15 protein-coding genes and 1 other annotated feature are annotated in these 15,827 nt (G+C 34.2%); of the genes, 4 read left to right on the forward strand and 11 right to left on the reverse strand.

Translation table 11 applies throughout. The annotated features are described in order from the left end of the window. From BUA73_RS14515 to BUA73_RS07710, 6 genes are all read right to left on the reverse strand, one after another. Positions 1 to 223 (reverse strand): helix-turn-helix domain-containing protein (locus tag BUA73_RS14515; RefSeq protein ID WP_207649867.1); only part of this gene is annotated, 223 nt, incomplete at its 3' end. Positions 224 to 397: 174 nt separating this feature from the next. After that, positions 398 to 784: a GntR family transcriptional regulator gene (locus BUA73_RS07690; RefSeq protein ID WP_072903637.1), complete on the reverse strand. Its 387-nt coding sequence runs from the start codon at positions 782 to 784 to the stop codon at positions 398 to 400. 20 nt (positions 785 to 804) lie between these two features. Then, positions 805 to 2,469, reverse strand: coding sequence for a putative ABC transporter permease subunit (locus BUA73_RS07695; RefSeq protein WP_072903536.1), 1,665 nt, complete (start codon positions 2,467 to 2,469; stop codon positions 805 to 807). Beyond that, positions 2,426 to 3,145 carry an ABC transporter ATP-binding protein gene (locus tag BUA73_RS07700; protein WP_072903537.1) on the reverse strand — a complete coding sequence of 240 codons (720 nt, stop codon included), beginning with the start codon at positions 3,143 to 3,145 and terminating at the stop codon, positions 2,426 to 2,428. Before BUA73_RS07700 ends, BUA73_RS07695 begins: the two co-directional genes overlap by 44 nt. A 117-nt stretch (positions 3,146 to 3,262) precedes the next feature. Further along, a complete protein-coding gene (gene gltX / locus BUA73_RS07705) occupies positions 3,263 to 4,912 on the reverse strand; it encodes a glutamate--tRNA ligase (RefSeq protein WP_072903538.1) in 1,650 nt (549 codons plus the stop codon). Positions 4,913 to 4,979: 67 nt separating this feature from the next. Continuing rightward, positions 4,980 to 5,222 (reverse strand) — a binding site (T-box leader). A 57-nt stretch (positions 5,223 to 5,279) separates the two neighbouring features. Continuing rightward, entirely contained in the window at positions 5,280 to 7,064 is a 1,785-nt protein-coding gene (locus BUA73_RS07710) for an aminopeptidase P family protein (protein ID WP_072903539.1), read from the reverse strand. Positions 7,065 to 7,371: 307 nt separating this feature from the next. Here BUA73_RS07710 and BUA73_RS07715 point away from each other — a divergent pair, with 307 nt between their 5' ends. The 3 genes from BUA73_RS07715 to BUA73_RS07725 all read left to right on the forward strand — a co-directional run bounded on the left by BUA73_RS07715 (position 7,372) and on the right by BUA73_RS07725 (position 9,566). Continuing rightward, entirely contained in the window at positions 7,372 to 7,587 is a 216-nt protein-coding gene (locus BUA73_RS07715) for a hypothetical protein (RefSeq protein ID WP_072903540.1), read from the forward strand. A 10-nt stretch (positions 7,588 to 7,597) separates the two neighbouring features. Continuing rightward, complete coding sequence (locus BUA73_RS07720; RefSeq protein WP_072903541.1) at positions 7,598 to 8,497, forward strand: polysaccharide deacetylase family protein; 900 nt, start codon at positions 7,598 to 7,600, stop codon at positions 8,495 to 8,497. A gap of 169 nt (positions 8,498 to 8,666) precedes the next feature. Then, positions 8,667 to 9,566, forward strand: coding sequence for a putative manganese transporter (locus tag BUA73_RS07725; RefSeq protein ID WP_072903542.1), 900 nt, complete (start codon positions 8,667 to 8,669; stop codon positions 9,564 to 9,566). Here the strand turns inward: BUA73_RS07725 and BUA73_RS07730 are convergent. The 3 genes from BUA73_RS07730 to BUA73_RS07740 are packed head-to-tail and all read right to left on the reverse strand — an operon-like array spanning position 9,558 to position 12,113. After that, positions 9,558 to 10,748 carry a hypothetical protein gene (locus BUA73_RS07730; RefSeq protein WP_072903543.1) on the reverse strand — a complete coding sequence of 397 codons (1,191 nt, stop codon included), beginning with the start codon at positions 10,746 to 10,748 and terminating at the stop codon, positions 9,558 to 9,560. The genes BUA73_RS07725 and BUA73_RS07730 overlap by 9 nt on opposite strands. Positions 10,749 to 10,768: 20 nt before the next feature. Further along, positions 10,769 to 11,242, reverse strand: a complete 474-nt coding sequence (locus BUA73_RS07735) for a hypothetical protein (protein WP_072903544.1) — start codon at positions 11,240 to 11,242, stop codon at positions 10,769 to 10,771. A 16-nt stretch (positions 11,243 to 11,258) separates the two neighbouring features. Next, positions 11,259 to 12,113: an HAD hydrolase family protein gene (locus BUA73_RS07740; RefSeq protein WP_072903545.1), complete on the reverse strand. Its 855-nt coding sequence runs from the start codon at positions 12,111 to 12,113 to the stop codon at positions 11,259 to 11,261. A gap of 222 nt (positions 12,114 to 12,335) precedes the next feature. Here BUA73_RS07740 and BUA73_RS07745 point away from each other — a divergent pair, with 222 nt between their 5' ends. Then, positions 12,336 to 13,097: a TSUP family transporter gene (locus tag BUA73_RS07745; protein WP_072903546.1), complete on the forward strand. Its 762-nt coding sequence runs from the start codon at positions 12,336 to 12,338 to the stop codon at positions 13,095 to 13,097. A gap of 27 nt (positions 13,098 to 13,124) precedes the next feature. Here the strand turns inward: BUA73_RS07745 and BUA73_RS07750 are convergent, their stop codons facing one another. Continuing rightward, complete coding sequence (locus BUA73_RS07750; RefSeq protein ID WP_242942351.1) at positions 13,125 to 14,228, reverse strand: ATP-NAD kinase family protein; 1,104 nt, start codon at positions 14,226 to 14,228, stop codon at positions 13,125 to 13,127. Positions 14,229 to 14,255: 27 nt separating this feature from the next. Then, positions 14,256 to 15,815: an aminomethyl-transferring glycine dehydrogenase subunit GcvPB gene (gene gcvPB / locus BUA73_RS07755; protein WP_072903548.1), complete on the reverse strand. Its 1,560-nt coding sequence runs from the start codon at positions 15,813 to 15,815 to the stop codon at positions 14,256 to 14,258. Between the last annotated feature and the right edge of the window lie 12 nt (positions 15,816 to 15,827).

Genomic DNA, 15,827 nt, shown 5'->3' on the forward strand with positions numbered 1-15,827 from the left:
TACCTTCACTTTTATACAAGTCTATCTTCTTTCCAAGATAGTGATTATATACAAATCTGCAAGAGCCGAAAGTCTTACTTAACATAATTTCTTGTTCTTTAGTTGGCACTAACCTAAATTTAAAAGACTTCTCCACAATATCCACCTCATTTCTTATGTATTTTATGTAGTTTGTATAGTTATTATACAATGCTATTGAAATGACGTCAGAATTAACTTTCATATTGTATTTTGTTCTAAATCAGAAGTTAGTGTAATGTTAAGTTAGGGGAGTATCGAACTCCCCTAACTTAAAGCCCTTACATCCTCGACCACAAGGGCACGAGGTTTTACGGGCAAAATAATAAAAGGAAAATTGTAAAGTTAAAGCTAACTAAAAATATTGTTCTATTCATAATTATTGCTCTCCCCTTCTAAAATCCTTGAAAATATCTTCTATACTCTTAATTATATCTTCCTTATCTATGCCCCTATTAAAACACTCCGCCGCATAATATTCTAGATTGTTGCGAAACTCTTGCTGAAATTTTTCGTTGGAAACACAAAGGCTCAGTGACACTATGGCACCACGCCGTCTGTCTATCTTTACATATCCATCTTCCTTTAGAAGGTTATAGGCCTTATTTACCGTATGCATATTAATACCTATGTCATCAGCTAGACTTCTCACTGAAGGAAGCTCTTCGCCATCCTCAATAGTTCCCTTGGCGATACCTTCCACAATTTGATTTTTTATCTGCATATATATGGGCACTTCTGAATCAAAATCTATTCTCAATATCAATGGTTTTTCCCTCACTGTTCTTATAGTTCTCTAAACATTTGCTCTCCTTTTTTCCTTAATTTCATTATGGCAATAAAAATCAATATTGTCAAAACCACAATTACAGCTGTAAGGTATACATATAGATTTCTTATTGAAGTAAATTTATATGTCAGGTATATTATAAATCCTATGGCTATCATTACAATTATACCTAAAAACATGCTAAGCATGGAACTAATGCTTTGTTTTACAACGTAGGTTTCACTTTTCCATGAAAAATTGGGGAAAGTAAGATTTATTATAAGTCCAGAGATAGCGGAAAATAAGGATAGCAATAGTGGGATACTCAATACAAAGAAAAAATTCAAAGGATTTAATTTAAATCCTATGGCAAATAGTATGGAATCCAAAATTATGGCAGGCACAGTTATTATTAAATTGACAAATATTTTAACTAAAAATACCTGTTTCGCTTCTACTGGTAGGGTTTTTAATATCCACAGATTCTTGCCCTCTATGGATATGGAAGAACCGGTGGTGCAACTCAAGGAAGCACTAAACACTAAAACAGCTATGGGTATAAGTTGTATAAATTGCAGCATAAGAGGCATCACAGCTGTCATATCATTTCCACTAGCTAGAATTTTTATAATGCCTTGGCTGCCAACAAATAAACTAGACACTGCCGCTACGGTAGACATAACAACGCCAACACTAGTATTCATAACGTATATTGGGGAAGATATATATCTTTTTATTTCTTTTTTTAATAAAGCTTTAAACACGGAAGATTGCTTTAGTCTTTTAATCTTGTAATTTCCTTTTTTATATATTTCACCTAATTTTAAATTTATATCCATATACCCTTTAGAAAATACAGCCACAAACAAAATGAATGGTATTAAACTCCACAAAATCATTTTTATTAAGGATATAATGTTGTAATTTGTCACAGCATCTACATATAAAAATGCTGGTGGACAAAGTTTATTTATGGCATTGGTAATAGAAGTACTATTTTTCATAACATAGGATATCAGTGTATTCATTTTAGATGATCCAACTAAAATTAGTATTAAAGAAGCCATGGACAAAATCATTAATACTATATTTTTTGCTTTTACCTTTGAAGAAATATAAGATAGTAAAAATGCAAATAAAGAAGATATAACTATGGGTAAAAGGGGTACAAAGAAAAACAATGCTATGATAAAAAGAAAAAATACTGGATTTACACCCTGCTTATAAGTGAAATATATTATGGATGATGGGAATATAACCATGGCCGAAAATAGGTAATTTATCACAAGCAGTTCTATGATTTTGCTGGACAATATAGTGCTAGGTTGCACAGGCATTGTCATTAGAAGCTCAAAATCCTTTGCCGAAAAAAGTATGCCTTGGGCTTTGAACATGGAAGTAAAAAAAGTAAGTAACATAACAACAAGAACTGACATATACAACAATAAATCTAGCATGCCAACAGATTTAAGTCCCTTTGCCATTAGTGAAAAGTAGAGACTTACTAAAATGCCGATAATAATAAGGGAAAACAGCACTCCTCCCCCTACAAATATATCTTTTAAATTAGATTTTCTATGTTTTTTGCCTAGCTTATTCAATCCAAGAGTATTTATTAGATTTATTTTTAGAATAAGCTTAAGATTCTTTATGCTCAATGAGTTCCATGAAAACTTCTTCAAGACTACCATCTCCTTTTACTTCATCTATAAATCCAGATGCCACTATTTTACCGCCTTTGATTATAGCTATTTTATCACAAAGTTTTTCAGCTACTTCCAAAACGTGAGTGGAGAAGAAAATTGCCCCACCTTGCTGACATAACTCTTTCATAAATCCCTTTAAAATGTGAGATGCCTTTGGATCAAGTCCCACAAAAGGCTCGTCTAATATAAGTAGCTTGGGTTCATGAACAAATGCAGAAATTAAAGCTAGTTTCTGTTTCATACCATGGGAATAAGATGAAATCAAATCTCCCAGGTTTTCAGTAATTTCGAAGGCATCTGCATACCTTTTTATTCTTTCTTCCCTTATGTCCTTTGAAACTCTGTATATATCTGCAATAAAATTTAAATACTGTATTCCTGTAAGAGCATCGTATATATCAGGATTGTCTGGAATATATGCAAAATCACTTTTACACTGCAAAGGCTCTTTTTTTACAGAATGGTTGTTTACAGTAATTTCACCCTGTTCAAAGTTTAGAATCCCCACTACACATTTTATGGTGGTGGTTTTCCCTGCTCCATTGTGACCTATGAAGCCAAAGATTTCACCAGCCTTTACGTCTATGTTTATGTCATCTATGGCATTTTTACCTTTACTATAGGATTTTGAAAGTTTTTTTATTTCTAACATAATAATCTCCCTGCCTTTATAATCATATTATTGTTATACTTGTTATATATATAATAGAACAGATATAATAAAAAATCAACAGAATTTTGCTTATTCTGTTGATCTTTATTTTCTATGCTATTTAATAAAATTATTAAATCTTTCTTTTACTTTTTTCTCACCTAAAATCTGCATTATAGTATACAAATCTGGGGTGTTGGATCTATGAGTTAGAGCAGCTCTAACTGCACCTGCCACATCAGAAACCATTCCCTTAAAGGCTTCTGGGGTTTTCTTAAAGGCTTTTCTATCAGGAGTGTAGCCAAGGTCTGTAGCTATTCCCTTAAGCTCTTCAAACCAAGCATCTTGATCTGAATTAAAGTTAAATTTATCATTATATACAGCTATTATCCTCTTGGCCTCTTCTATATCCATATTTTTTGGCAGTTCTATGTTCTCATCTCTTTCAAAAAGTTCGTCAAAGAAATAGAATATTTTTTCTTTAACATCACTCCACTTTGCAAAGTCTTTTCTAGGCTTTGGCCCTTCTTTGTCTATATTAAATACCTTTTTACACATTTCTTCATTGTCAGCTAAAAGTTTAAATAATTCTTCATCATATTCCTTTGCCCAAGCGCTGCATTCTTCATAAACTCTGTCAGGTTTAAAACGGCAAATTACATTCTTACTTACATCGTTAAGTTTCACAATATCAAATAAGGCACCGCTCTTGCTCATCTTATCAAGAGATACATGGAATTCTTCATTGTCAGAATGTGGATTTTCTTCTCTCCACTGCTCAAAAGTTGAGTTTATTATATTTAGTAGGTACTCAACTACAGAAGACACTGGATATCCTTGCTCATTGTAATAACTTACTGCGCTTTCAGGGTCTTTTCTCTTGCTTAATTTTCTCTTGGATTCTCCATCTATTTTCATTATGTTTGGTATATGAGCGTATTTTGGAGCCTGAAGTCCCATGACTTGGAAAAGTTGCACGTGTATCGGCAATGATGAAAGCCAATCCTCCCCTCTTATGATGGTGGTTACTCTCATCAATGTATCATCTACAGCATGGGCAAAATGGTATGTAGGAAGTCCATCGGATTTTATTATAACTACATCTTGCTGATTTTCTGGGAAAGAAACCTTTCCTCTTATAAGGTCGTCAATTACCACCCTGTTATCTTCTTTACCAGGGGATTTTAATCTTACAATAAATCTCTCGCCGCTTTTTATTTTGTTTTCAATATCCTCTAGACTCAAATCTCTACACTTTGCCCACTGCCCATAATATCCTGGGTTAAGTTTTTTACTTATTTGTTCTTCTCTTATGGCATTTATCTCTTCTTCTGTACAGAAACAAGGATATGCCAATCCATTTTTTACAAGCTCTTTGGCAAAGCTTTGATAAATATCTTTTCTCGCACTTTGTTTGTAGGGGCCATAATTACCTATTTCTTCAGTTTCGTTAATCATACCCTCTTGAAAGTTTATTCCGTAGTGGTTCATAGTCTTTATTATATCTACAATGGCACCTTCTACTTCTCTCTTCTGATCTGTGTCCTCTATCCTAATTATAGTTACACCATGGCTTTGGCTTGCTATCTTGTCGTCAAGCAATGCAGTGAATACACCGCCAATGTGAAGAAAACCTGTAGGGCTCGGTGCAAATCTCACTACCTCTGCGCCTTCTTCTAAATTTCTTTTTGGATACTTTTCCATATAATATTCTACGCTATTATTGACTTCTGGGAAAAGCATGTTTGCTAATTTATTATTGTCCATTTTATCCACCTTTCTTTTATTTTATTATATAAACATAGATAAAAAAATCCCTTCGCCCCACAAAACTTTATAGGACGAAAGGATTTACTCACGTGTTACCACCTAAATTCAACTAAAATTAATAATACATTTCAGTTCTCTAAGCTCTTTAAGGGAAGCGCCCCACGAATCTACTCCATATTTTTAAATATCTATGATTTTCGATCCATAGCTCCAAAGCTTCTTTCATTAAAGTAAATGTACCGGTTTCCACCATACCCAGCTCTCTTAAACAAATAAAATAATTACTTTTCTTCTTCATCACCATAATATATTAATTGTACTTTACATTTCATATTATATATTTGATTTTATAATTTGTAAATGCCTAAATTGCTCTTGTAGCATATTTTAACCATGATTTGTGGCTTTCGTCAAGATATGGGCTTAATTTATCATAAACTTGCTTGTGATAATCATTCAACCAAGCTCTTTCTTCTGCTGTAAGCATTTCCACAACAACACCTCTTAAATCAATTGGGCAGAATGTTATAGTTTCAAACTTCATAAACTGTCCACCATATTCAGTGTTCTCATCTTTTCTAACTACAAGCATATTCTCAGTTCTAATACCATGTTTGCCCTCTTTATAAACTCCTGGCTCGTTAGTTACAACCATACCTTCTTCAAGCACTGTAGGAACATAGTTAACCCTTATGGAATGAGGACCTTCATGAATGTTTAAGTAGAATCCAACACCATGACCTGTTCCACACTTATAGTCTATGCCGTACTCCCAAAGTGGTCTTCTAGCTAGTATATCTAAATTCACACCTGTGCAACCGTGTAAAAATTTTGCCATACTAAGGTTTATCACACCTTTTAACACAAGAGTAAAGTCTCTCTTCTGCTCATCAGATAATTCACCTAAAACTATAGTCCTAGTTATATCTGTAGTTCCATCTAAATACTGTCCACCTGAGTCAACAAGGAACATATCCTGCTTTTTAAGCTCATAATCTGTCTCTTCATTTGCTGAGTAGTGCATCATAGCGGCGTGTTCTTTGTAAGCTGCAATTGTGCTAAAGCTTATACCTCTAAAATCTTCTCCCTCAGCTCTAAAACCTTCAAGCTCATCGGCAGCTGATATTTCTGTTATCTCCTGCTTGCCTACATTGTTGTCAATCCAATAAAGGAATTTTACCATAGCTACACCGTCTTTAAGCTGGCAGTTTCTCATGTTGGCAATTTCAACTTCATTTTTTACTGCTTTAAGTAGTGTAGTATAATTGCTCTGTGCATTTACTTTTATATTGCTGTTTAAGGAATTAACTATCCACATATTAGTTTTTGCTTCATCATATGTCACAATAGCGCTTGTTTCAAGTTCACTTAAGCACTTGCCTATTTCATCGTACTCTCTTAACTCCACGCCATCCTTGTTTAATTCTTCCTTAACTTCCTGTGGAACCTTTTTAGAATCTACAAATACAGTAGCCTTGTCCATTGAAATTAAAGCATAAGCTATAATTACTGGATTGCTTGGTACGTCATTTCCTCTTATGTTAAATAGCCAAGCTATATCATCAAGAGAGCTAAGTACGAAGTGCGTGCTTCCTGTTTTTTTCATATTTTCTCTTACTTCTGCTAATTTTTCAATTCTGCTTTTTCCAGCATATTTTACGTCAAAAGTAAAAATTTCGTCCATAGGTATTTCAGGTCTATCTTCCCATATCTCATCAATTAAATCATATTCTAAATTGAATTTTATATCTTTGCAAGAAAGGTTTTTCTCAAGGTTATCAAAGAAGCTCTTTGATATAACTTTGCCATCAAATCCAATTGTGCTTCCATTTTCAATATTTTCTTTTAACCATTCAGATATGGTTGGTACAGAAGGTTGTCCCATTCTATACAAATCTATTCCTGAACCTTCCAGTTGCTTTTCAGCCTGAATAAAGTATCTTCCATCTGTCCATAAGCAATTGCCCTTGTCCAGTGTTATAACAACTGTACCTGCAGATCCTGTAAACCCTGATATCCATGCTCTGCTTTTCCAGTGTGGTGCAACATATTCACTCTGATGTGCATCGGCACTTGGAATAACATATGTATCTATACCCTTTTGTCTCATTAATTGTTGAAGCTTTTCAACTTTTTCTTTAACCAACATATTCGTCTCCACCTTTCATACCAATTAACATAAAACTCTAATATGCATTTTTCAATACAAGTACATTATATACTATATGTCTTCACTTTTGAATGATTTATTAAATAAATTTCAATAATTTCGAGTAAAGAATATATGAAGATATTTTACATACAATAAGTATGGAAGGGTTATTGAGCTACTTGTTACTAAAATGTAATGTCACCTTTGGAAAGTATGCTATATAATATAACTATAAACCATGGTTATATAAAAGATATTAATGCTACCAACCATAAGATAAAATATTTTAACGGAGGTGTTAGACTTGAAAAAACGCTTTGCTATTTTAACAACAATTTTAATCGTTGCCAGTGTAGGACTTATACTATTTAATCGTACCTCCTCCAACGAATTAAAAACTTCCCAAGAGCAGCTACAGAAAAAATATGACATATTGAAAAGTCAACAAGATACTCTTAAAGCTAAAGAGCAAGAGCTACTCACAAAGAAAAACGAAATAGAGTCAAAAATTAAGAAATAGGAGGAGAACCATGAAAGATACTAGACGTCAATCTACATACAGAAAAAAAACCCACAACTCAGTATTAAATATAATTCTTTTTAGCTTATTTTTAGTATGTTTTGCTATGGCAATATTTACACAAGCTCAAGGAATGAAAATAAAATCAAACAAAAAAAATCTTGAGACTAGCATACAGTCCATGGAAACAGATATAAAGAAAACTGAAGGCAACATAGAAACCTTAAATAAAGATATAGAAACTCTTGCTGCCAAGTTAAAGAAACAGCAAGAAGATTCAAAAATAGTTTACCTTACCTTTGATGACGGTCCATCTAGTAACACCATGAAGATTTTAGATATATTAAAACAAAACAATGTGAAGGCCACTTTTTTTGTAAATGGTAAACCTGAGCTGGAACACTTATACAAAGCTATAGCTGATGGTGGACATACTATTGCTAACCACACATACAGCCATGATTACAATAAGATATACCAATCTCCTGAAGCCTTTAAGGCTGATGTTAAAAAGCTAGATGATTTCATTGAGAGAGTAACCGGACAAGCCCCCCTACACCTTTTAAGATTCCCTGGTGGCTCAAACAACCTAGTTGGTCCTAATAGATCTAATAGAGGGAATATGAAAAACATAATACAATCTATTACACCTGAATACATTTACTTTGATTGGAATGTGGATTCTACTGATGCCTCTACCTTTAAGCAGAGTAAAGAGAAAATAGTTTCATCTGTACTTAATGAAGCTGTTCTTTATCATAACTCCGTGGTTCTAATGCATGATCTTAATCCAAAAACCACTACCCCGGAGGCCCTACCTGAAATAATATCGGGGTTAAAAGAAAAAGGATACGATTTTGATAAACTTACAAGAGATTCTTTTGCACCTCAGTTTACTAGATTGAATTAAATAATGATTTTAAAAGACAACACCTACTTTTTTGCAGGTGTTGTCTTTTCTTTTTCCTTAAATTTCCTAAGTTTGTTATTTTCCTTGTTGAAAAAAACTACAATGTATTCTATAATATATTTAGTTGCAAAAGATTTGCAACTGCATTTATATTTTAAAGGAGAAATTTATGTTTATTATTGATAGTTTTAAAGACGCCTTGATGGATACTGTAAAAATGCTGCCTCTATTGATAGCAGTGTTTACTATATTTGAATACTTAGAAATTAAAAATCAGCACAGAGTGGACAGTGCCTTTAAGGTCTCAAAAAAATATGGACCTATTATCGGAGCTATTCTTGGAGTCATACCTCAATGCGGAATATCCGTTCTGGCAGTTAGTGTATACTCAAAAAATGCCATTTCCATAGGCACACTTATATCCATATTCATATCCACATCGGATGAAGCAATTCCAATGCTTTTAGCAATGCCTAAATCCGTATCTATGGTTATACCACTAATTGCAACAAAATTGATTTTAGGCATAGTTATTGGATACATTGTAGATCTGATTTTCAAAAACAAGGATTACTTCAAAATCAATCCTATTGACAATGTTAATTCAGCCCATTGTTGTAATACTTGCTCCTGTGATCATGACCAGCAGAGTGAAAAAACAGCAATAAAACCGTATACAGTTCTAAACAATGCCTTAAAGCGCACAGCAACCATATGCATTTACATCATCATAGTTAGTTTTGTCCTCAACCTTATATTTGAACTTAAAGCACTAGACTCTATAATTAAATACAGCAGCTCTATGGTTGTTCCACAAATTCTATTTACGTCATTAATTGGACTGATACCTAATTGTGCCACGTCAGTAGCTTTAGTAGATGTATTTTTAAGAGGCGGCATACTTTTTAGCTCTCTTATAGCGGGATTAAGTTCCAATGCAGGCCTTGGACTTCTTATGCTTTTCAAAGTAAAAAACAATAGAAAAAAAGCAATGCGAATAACATTTTTGCTTTATTTTTCCGCACTGCTTTGTGGTTTTGCAACTTATTTGGTTCAATTATTATTGTAGTTTCACATCGTAAACTTTCTCATCTAAGTCAATCCAAGGCAAAGTCATGCAAGAATTGAGTTTAGGTTTGTACATGTTTACACTTTCATCCTTCATAAACATTTTTAGATTATAGGCTGCATACAAAAATGCGGCTTTTCTTTTTTCCTGCTTTTTTATCTTTCTCATATTTATAAGACCACAGGCAACTCCTGCAAGGTAGAAAGACGGATTATACAAAACATTTCTAGTATCTGAAACTACCAACTTTATGTTTTCCCTAAATTTCGGCACCAACTGTCTAAGAAGGGACATGCCTTTACCTCTTGGAATGTCAACTTCATGAATCTTTTCCGTGACGCATCGGCATATTTTTATCCACAAATCTCTATCAAACTTTGTATCAAATTCCATATAGTCAGATAGAGTTATGGACTCTAAATACCTAACATCGTGGAATACATTACAGTCCTCGATTACATCACAAAAATCAATGATAATAGGTTTAATTTCCGTTATCATAATATTATTTCCCTGAAAATCTCCATGGGCATAGGAAGTTAAACAAGTAACCTTTAAATCACCCCATACACCTTCATTGGAGAAATAATAGTAGGGATTTGGAAGAATATCCTCTGTTCCATCTACTGATATCCACTGTTTTTCTTTGCTTATATTCATTTCATCAAATACACCTACAAGCTTTTCATCCATAAACCTGTAAGAAAGCTCACCTTTGACAATATCAATGGGTGAGAGAAATTTTTTTGTGTGCTCTTTATTCCATGTAAAAGCAAAGCGAGTTATTTTGGACATGACAGAGTCCTTTATTTCATCTTCATTTATTACCTTATCTAGGAATGTGTCCACGTTGTAAATATCATCCCCTGCTAAATCGTAAAGATTTGACTGAAGTACACTTCCCCGTATATCCATAGAATAGTTGGCAACCATCTTTGATATATACTTGTTCATGTTATTCTTTACAGCAACTTCGTAGGCTTTGTTGTATACATTGGTTTCTAAACTACTATCAGTTACCTTAAGAATACCAACTCTGTTATCTTGTCCGTACTCTACCATGTAAACGCCTGCACCGGACCTTCCCTTGGTCATGGTCTTTAAAACTTCCACTGGTGCAATTTTGTCCCCATTTTCATCGCTTTGTCTATTAATTTCATTCAATATCTCTACTAAATTCATATTTATCTCCTCGTATACACCTAATTTAAAGTTATATCCTGAAGTTTTAACTTCTTCTCATGATACTCCTTAATTGTACTCTCCATTTCATCTAAAGATTTTATGGCTTCTTTAAACTTTTCAGTGCTATTTTTTATGAAGCTCTTCGGAGAAAACTCTCTATCCACACATATATCCTCGTATAGAACGCACAAGTTTTCTTTTTCATCTACAAAATACCTAGCACCCCTATTTTTTATATTTAAGCTATTGGCTACTTCTAAGAGTTCCTCTATTCTAATGTAATCCTTAAAATCAGCTATAACGTATATTGATTGAACTATTGGTTCTTCTGTCATTATAATATTAAAATATTTTTTTCTTTTCCCCAAAGTAAAAGCTCCCTTAAAAAAGCCAATACCATTGCTCATTTCAAATTGATAATTGCCGTGCAATCCGTTTTTTTGCAAATAATCTTTAAAGCTTTTTATTCTCTCTTTGTTTCCAATTTCCATCTTAATTCCTCCCAAGCTATTTTTCATAAGTTTTAATATAATCTAAAATATACTTAACTACACTGTCTTCTTCGTTGCTGCCTATAACGCAAGTAGCCACCTTTTTTACCAACTCTTTGGCATTGCTCACTGCTACAGCAACATCCCCAATTTTAAACATGGGAAGATCATTTGTATTATCACCAAATACTATGAGCTCTTCACAGTTACTACAATATTTTTCTCTCAAAATCTCTATGGCCTTTGCTTTAGTTGCAAAAAAATCATTTATAATAAACCAATGCCATCCTGGATAATACTGATCCTCTTCATAATTGTAATTTAATTTTTCTCCATAGAGTTCTTTTATCTCTTTGACTATAGGATCTAAATCCTTCTCCTTGCCTATCACTGTAAAAGCTACTATTTTGTCTTCCCTAAGCACACTTTCAAAATCATCTATTTTTGTAAGTCTTTTATCCTTTTGTTCAATTTTCGTCAACCTAAGTAGCTCCATGCCTTGGTTTAGTATATTTTTATAATAGAGCTTGTCTCCTGAATTGCAAGTAGATGATATATATGGAGATAATCCACCTTTTTCTACTATGTGAACAATATTTCTGCAAATCTCAGGGTCTATATTGTTGATTTGAAGATGTTCCCCTGTTTCATAATCCGTTATGTAGGCACCGTTATTTTCCACTATGGGTAGTTTAAAGTGGATTTCTCCTAAAACGTATTTTATGGAATTCAATCCCCTTGCTGAAGCCACTGTAAACTCTGACGAATCATTTTCTAATATACTAATTATGCCATTCCTCGAAAACGAAGACAATGTGGCGTCATTTTTAAGTAGTGTACCATCAAGATCTGTGACATATAATTTTCCCATATACCCATATCCACCTTTCCCTGCAGTGTTGTATTCAATATTACATACTAATTATATCATATTTATAGCTCAATACATCTGTTATTGCTGCAATATCTCCATGATTGTTAGAAGCACTGCAAGATTTATATAATTTACAAATTCTCTTTTATAAATCCTTTATTTCTGTTAAACTTATTATGAAACTTTTTTAAAACAATATGGAACAAGGGTGGGATATCTATGACAATATTTTTACTATGTGTAGTGGGGTTTATTGCTGCTTTTGTAGATTCCATAGCTGGCGGAGGCGGAATTCTAAGTTTACCTGCATTTTTAATGACAGGAATTCCAGCCCACAAAGCTCTAGGAACTAACAAATTTTGTGCCACATCTGGCTCTCTTACAAGTTCATTAAAATTCATAAAAGAAAGAAAAGTGGACTTCTCTATTTTAAAATACTTAATTCCGTTTACTTTTATGGGGGCAGCTCTAGGAGTAACTGCAGTTTCGTACATACCATCAGATTTTTTAAAACCACTTATACTTATCTTAATTATTTTTATTGGTGTATACACGATTTTTTCAAAAAATCTGGGCCAAATAAATAAAAACCTTGAACTAACAAAAAAAAGAATTACTATAGGTATTTTATTCGCATTTATTATTGGATTTTACGATGGTTTTTTTGGGCCTGGCACTGGTTCCTTCCTTGTGTTTGGGTTAATAAAAATTTTTGGTGAAGATTTCACCATAGCCACCGGTAACGCCAAGGTTCTGAACTTTGTCAGCAATGTATGTTCCTTTATATTATTTGCCATAAAGGGACAAATACTGTACACCTATGCCATACCAGTGGCCATCTTTATGATGATGGGTGCACACCTAGGCAGTAAGCTAGCCATAAAAAACGGTGCAAAATTTATAAAGCCTATCTTTGTAACCATGTCCATGGCTGTGGCTATAAAGCTTGTATATCCATTCATTGAAAATATTTTCAAATAAAAAAAAGAGGGAATAACTCCCTCTTTTTTATTGAATCTTATACATCATCTCTTGTCCGTAGCCGATTATGACCCTTATATACCCTTTCATAAGATTATCCACTGTTTCGTCTCCAGTATCTACGTAGAAAGGCTGAAATTTGAGTTCTCTTATTTTTCCTTCTGTAGCAAGTACTATAATGTTTTCTTTGCCAACGGTTGATATTACTTTGTGACTTAGCTGATGGTTTCCTCTCCCAAAAAGAAAGCCCTGTCCACCAATAGGAGTTATTACAATTTTGCACATATTTGTCTTTACTATTTTTAGAATGTCCTTTTCTGTGGCATCATTCATAACAAGCTTTTTATTCCTTATTATATCAACGCCTAGCAGTGTATTTTCAAGTCCTAAATTTCTCATTATAGGTTCTGTAGTAGATCCTGGCCCCAAAATATACACAAGATCATCTACCATGTTATCAATTATATACTGTGCTGCTGCCTCCTTGGCCACCTTGTCCGAAAGTGGTGTAGGCGCTTTTTTATTTTGACACAATTTTTCTTCGTCAGGTATATTTAAATAGCCATATAATTTTGTCCTTACTATATTTTGTCTAAAGGCATCTTCATCTATATCCATTACTTCCACTTCTTTAACCTTTACAACCCTTCCACTTATATAATCTGCAGCCAATTTCCCAGCCATGGAAGGATTAATGGCATATACGGGGGAATGAATTTTTACACCGGCTGGCACTCCAATGACAACACCCTTACCTTTAGTAGCTTTGTATACATCCCTTGCTGTGCCATCTCCACCTGCAAAAATAATTAAATCCACACCTTCCTCGAGTAACCTTTCAGCTGCTAATATGGTATGATCCTCTCTTGTGATTTTATCGTGAATTTCAAAAACCACTTTATAATTGAAATTAAGAGCCTTAGCTTGGTTTTCTCCCATGTCTCCAGAACAAGTTAAAAATTCCACTTCATCTTTCAAAGGAATTATTTCCTCTAGAGCTCTTACCATTTTACCAGGAGCTTTTCTCTCTGCACCTAGTTCTATAGCCTTTTTTAGTATACGCTCACCATCCGTACCCTTAAGTGCAACAGTTCCTCCCATGCCAGCTATGGGGTTTACTATAAGTCCCACTCTCTTCAAATTAACACACCCTTAAATCTATTTTTCTGCTTTCTTTAAATAGCTTCTCCAAGTTATTGCCCATTGATCCTTGTCGTCTAAGCTGGATTCATCCAACCTGTGTATAGTGCTTGCATGTGGTGCATTTAAAACTGTATCAGGCTCTGTATATGCTTCTTCAAATATGCTCTCTAAAGCTTGTATATATTCATCCATATCTGCTTTAGAAGGTGTTTCCGTAGGCTCCAAAGTCATTGGCTCTGGAATATAATATGGGTGATGACTTGTCCAGTAATGCATGCCAAAATCCATCATTCTTCTCTGAACATCTTCGGTGCCTACACCGGTGTCATTCTTCATTTTTTCTAAACTATATCTAACTTGCTCTATTCTCTGCTTTCCTTCTATATATGGTGCTCCAACTGCTTTGTGTTCCATGAGCTTTTTGAACATATAATTGTTATTTAACACAGCTACTTTTGCCACTTCATATAGACCCTCTGCTCCAAGACTTGCCATCCATGCATATGCCTTTAAAATAACTTGTGCAACCCCAGCAAAGCTTCTTACCTTTCCAATGCTATTTTCTATATTGTAGTTTAAGAAATATTTTTCTCCATCAAAATCCACCAAAGGTGCTGGCAAAAATGTTCGTATCTCATCTCTTACACCTAAGGCACCGCAGGCAGGTCCTCCACAGCCATGAGGAGCTGAAAAGGTTTTGTGAAGATTAAAGAAGCACATATCAAATCCCGCCTCTTTAGCCCTAGTTACCCCAAGCAAACCATTGGCATTGGCCTGATCATAACAGCACAGTCCACCATGGGAATGCACAAGATCTGTAAATTCCTTTACCCTAGGATTGAATACACCAGTATCCTCTGGGTTTGCCACTATAAAAGCTGCCGTTTTGTGAGATACAGCATTTTTAAAGGCTTCAAAATCTGGATAACCATTTTCATCAGGGAATATTTTTATTATCTTATATCCTTTAACAGCAGGAGCTGCTGCATCTGATGGATGAGAGTATATAGTAGTTATTATCTCATCTCGTGTGTCACCTTCACCATTTTTATCATGGTAAGCTCTCACCAAGGATGCCATGGCAAATATAGCTTGGCTACCACCACTAGGCTGGAAGGTGAATCTATCCATGCCGGAAATTTCTTTCATATACTGTTCTGTTTTGTACATTATTTCCAATATACCTTGAGCTGTTGACACATCTTGAAGAGGATGCATCTCAGTCATCTCTGGCATTCTTGCTAGTTTTTCATTGATTTTAGGACTATACTTCATGGTACAAGTACCCTGTCCAATTTCCACATTTAAGTCAGCTCCCATGGTTTCCTGAGAGAGTCTTAGATAATGCCTTAAAACTCTGTGCTGGGCAACTTCCGGAAGATTTATTTCATCTTTTCTTATCATAGAATCCGGAACAATGCCTATTCCATCGCCAACTTCCTTTACAACTTCCTCTGAAGCTCTTGGAGGTATCACTCCTCTTTCGCCCTTAGTGGAAAGTTGAAAAATAACTGGTTCATTCCACTTTGCTTGATGAAATTTTCTATTTTTAAATTCTCTATTTATAACCTTCATGTTCTATTTCCT

It is taken from the genome of Hathewaya proteolytica DSM 3090 (genome assembly GCF_900142225.1).
GTDB classification, from domain to species: domain Bacteria; phylum Bacillota; class Clostridia; order Clostridiales; family Clostridiaceae; genus Hathewaya; species Hathewaya proteolytica.

What these genes read in the sequence shown, in the direction of transcription:
- BUA73_RS07700 (WP_072903537.1), bottom strand. Translation starts at nt 3,145, where the DNA reads ATGTTAGAAATAAAAAAACTTTCAAAATCCTATAGTAAAGGTAAAAAT.
- gltX (WP_072903538.1), bottom strand. Translation starts at nt 4,912, where the DNA reads ATGGACAATAATAAATTAGCAAACATGCTTTTCCCAGAAGTCAATAAT.
- BUA73_RS07710 (WP_072903539.1), bottom strand. Translation starts at nt 7,064, where the DNA reads ATGTTGGTTAAAGAAAAAGTTGAAAAGCTTCAACAATTAATGAGACAA.
- BUA73_RS07720 (WP_072903541.1), top strand. Translation starts at nt 7,598, where the DNA reads ATGAAAGATACTAGACGTCAATCTACATACAGAAAAAAAACCCACAAC.
- BUA73_RS07725 (WP_072903542.1), top strand. Translation starts at nt 8,667, where the DNA reads ATGTTTATTATTGATAGTTTTAAAGACGCCTTGATGGATACTGTAAAA.
- BUA73_RS07730 (WP_072903543.1), bottom strand. Translation starts at nt 10,748, where the DNA reads ATGAATTTAGTAGAGATATTGAATGAAATTAATAGACAAAGCGATGAA.
- BUA73_RS07735 (WP_072903544.1), bottom strand. Translation starts at nt 11,242, where the DNA reads ATGGAAATTGGAAACAAAGAGAGAATAAAAAGCTTTAAAGATTATTTG.
- BUA73_RS07740 (WP_072903545.1), bottom strand. Translation starts at nt 12,113, where the DNA reads ATGGGAAAATTATATGTCACAGATCTTGATGGTACACTACTTAAAAAT.
- BUA73_RS07745 (WP_072903546.1), top strand. Translation starts at nt 12,336, where the DNA reads ATGACAATATTTTTACTATGTGTAGTGGGGTTTATTGCTGCTTTTGTA.
- gcvPB (WP_072903548.1), bottom strand. Translation starts at nt 15,815, where the DNA reads ATGAAGGTTATAAATAGAGAATTTAAAAATAGAAAATTTCATCAAGCA.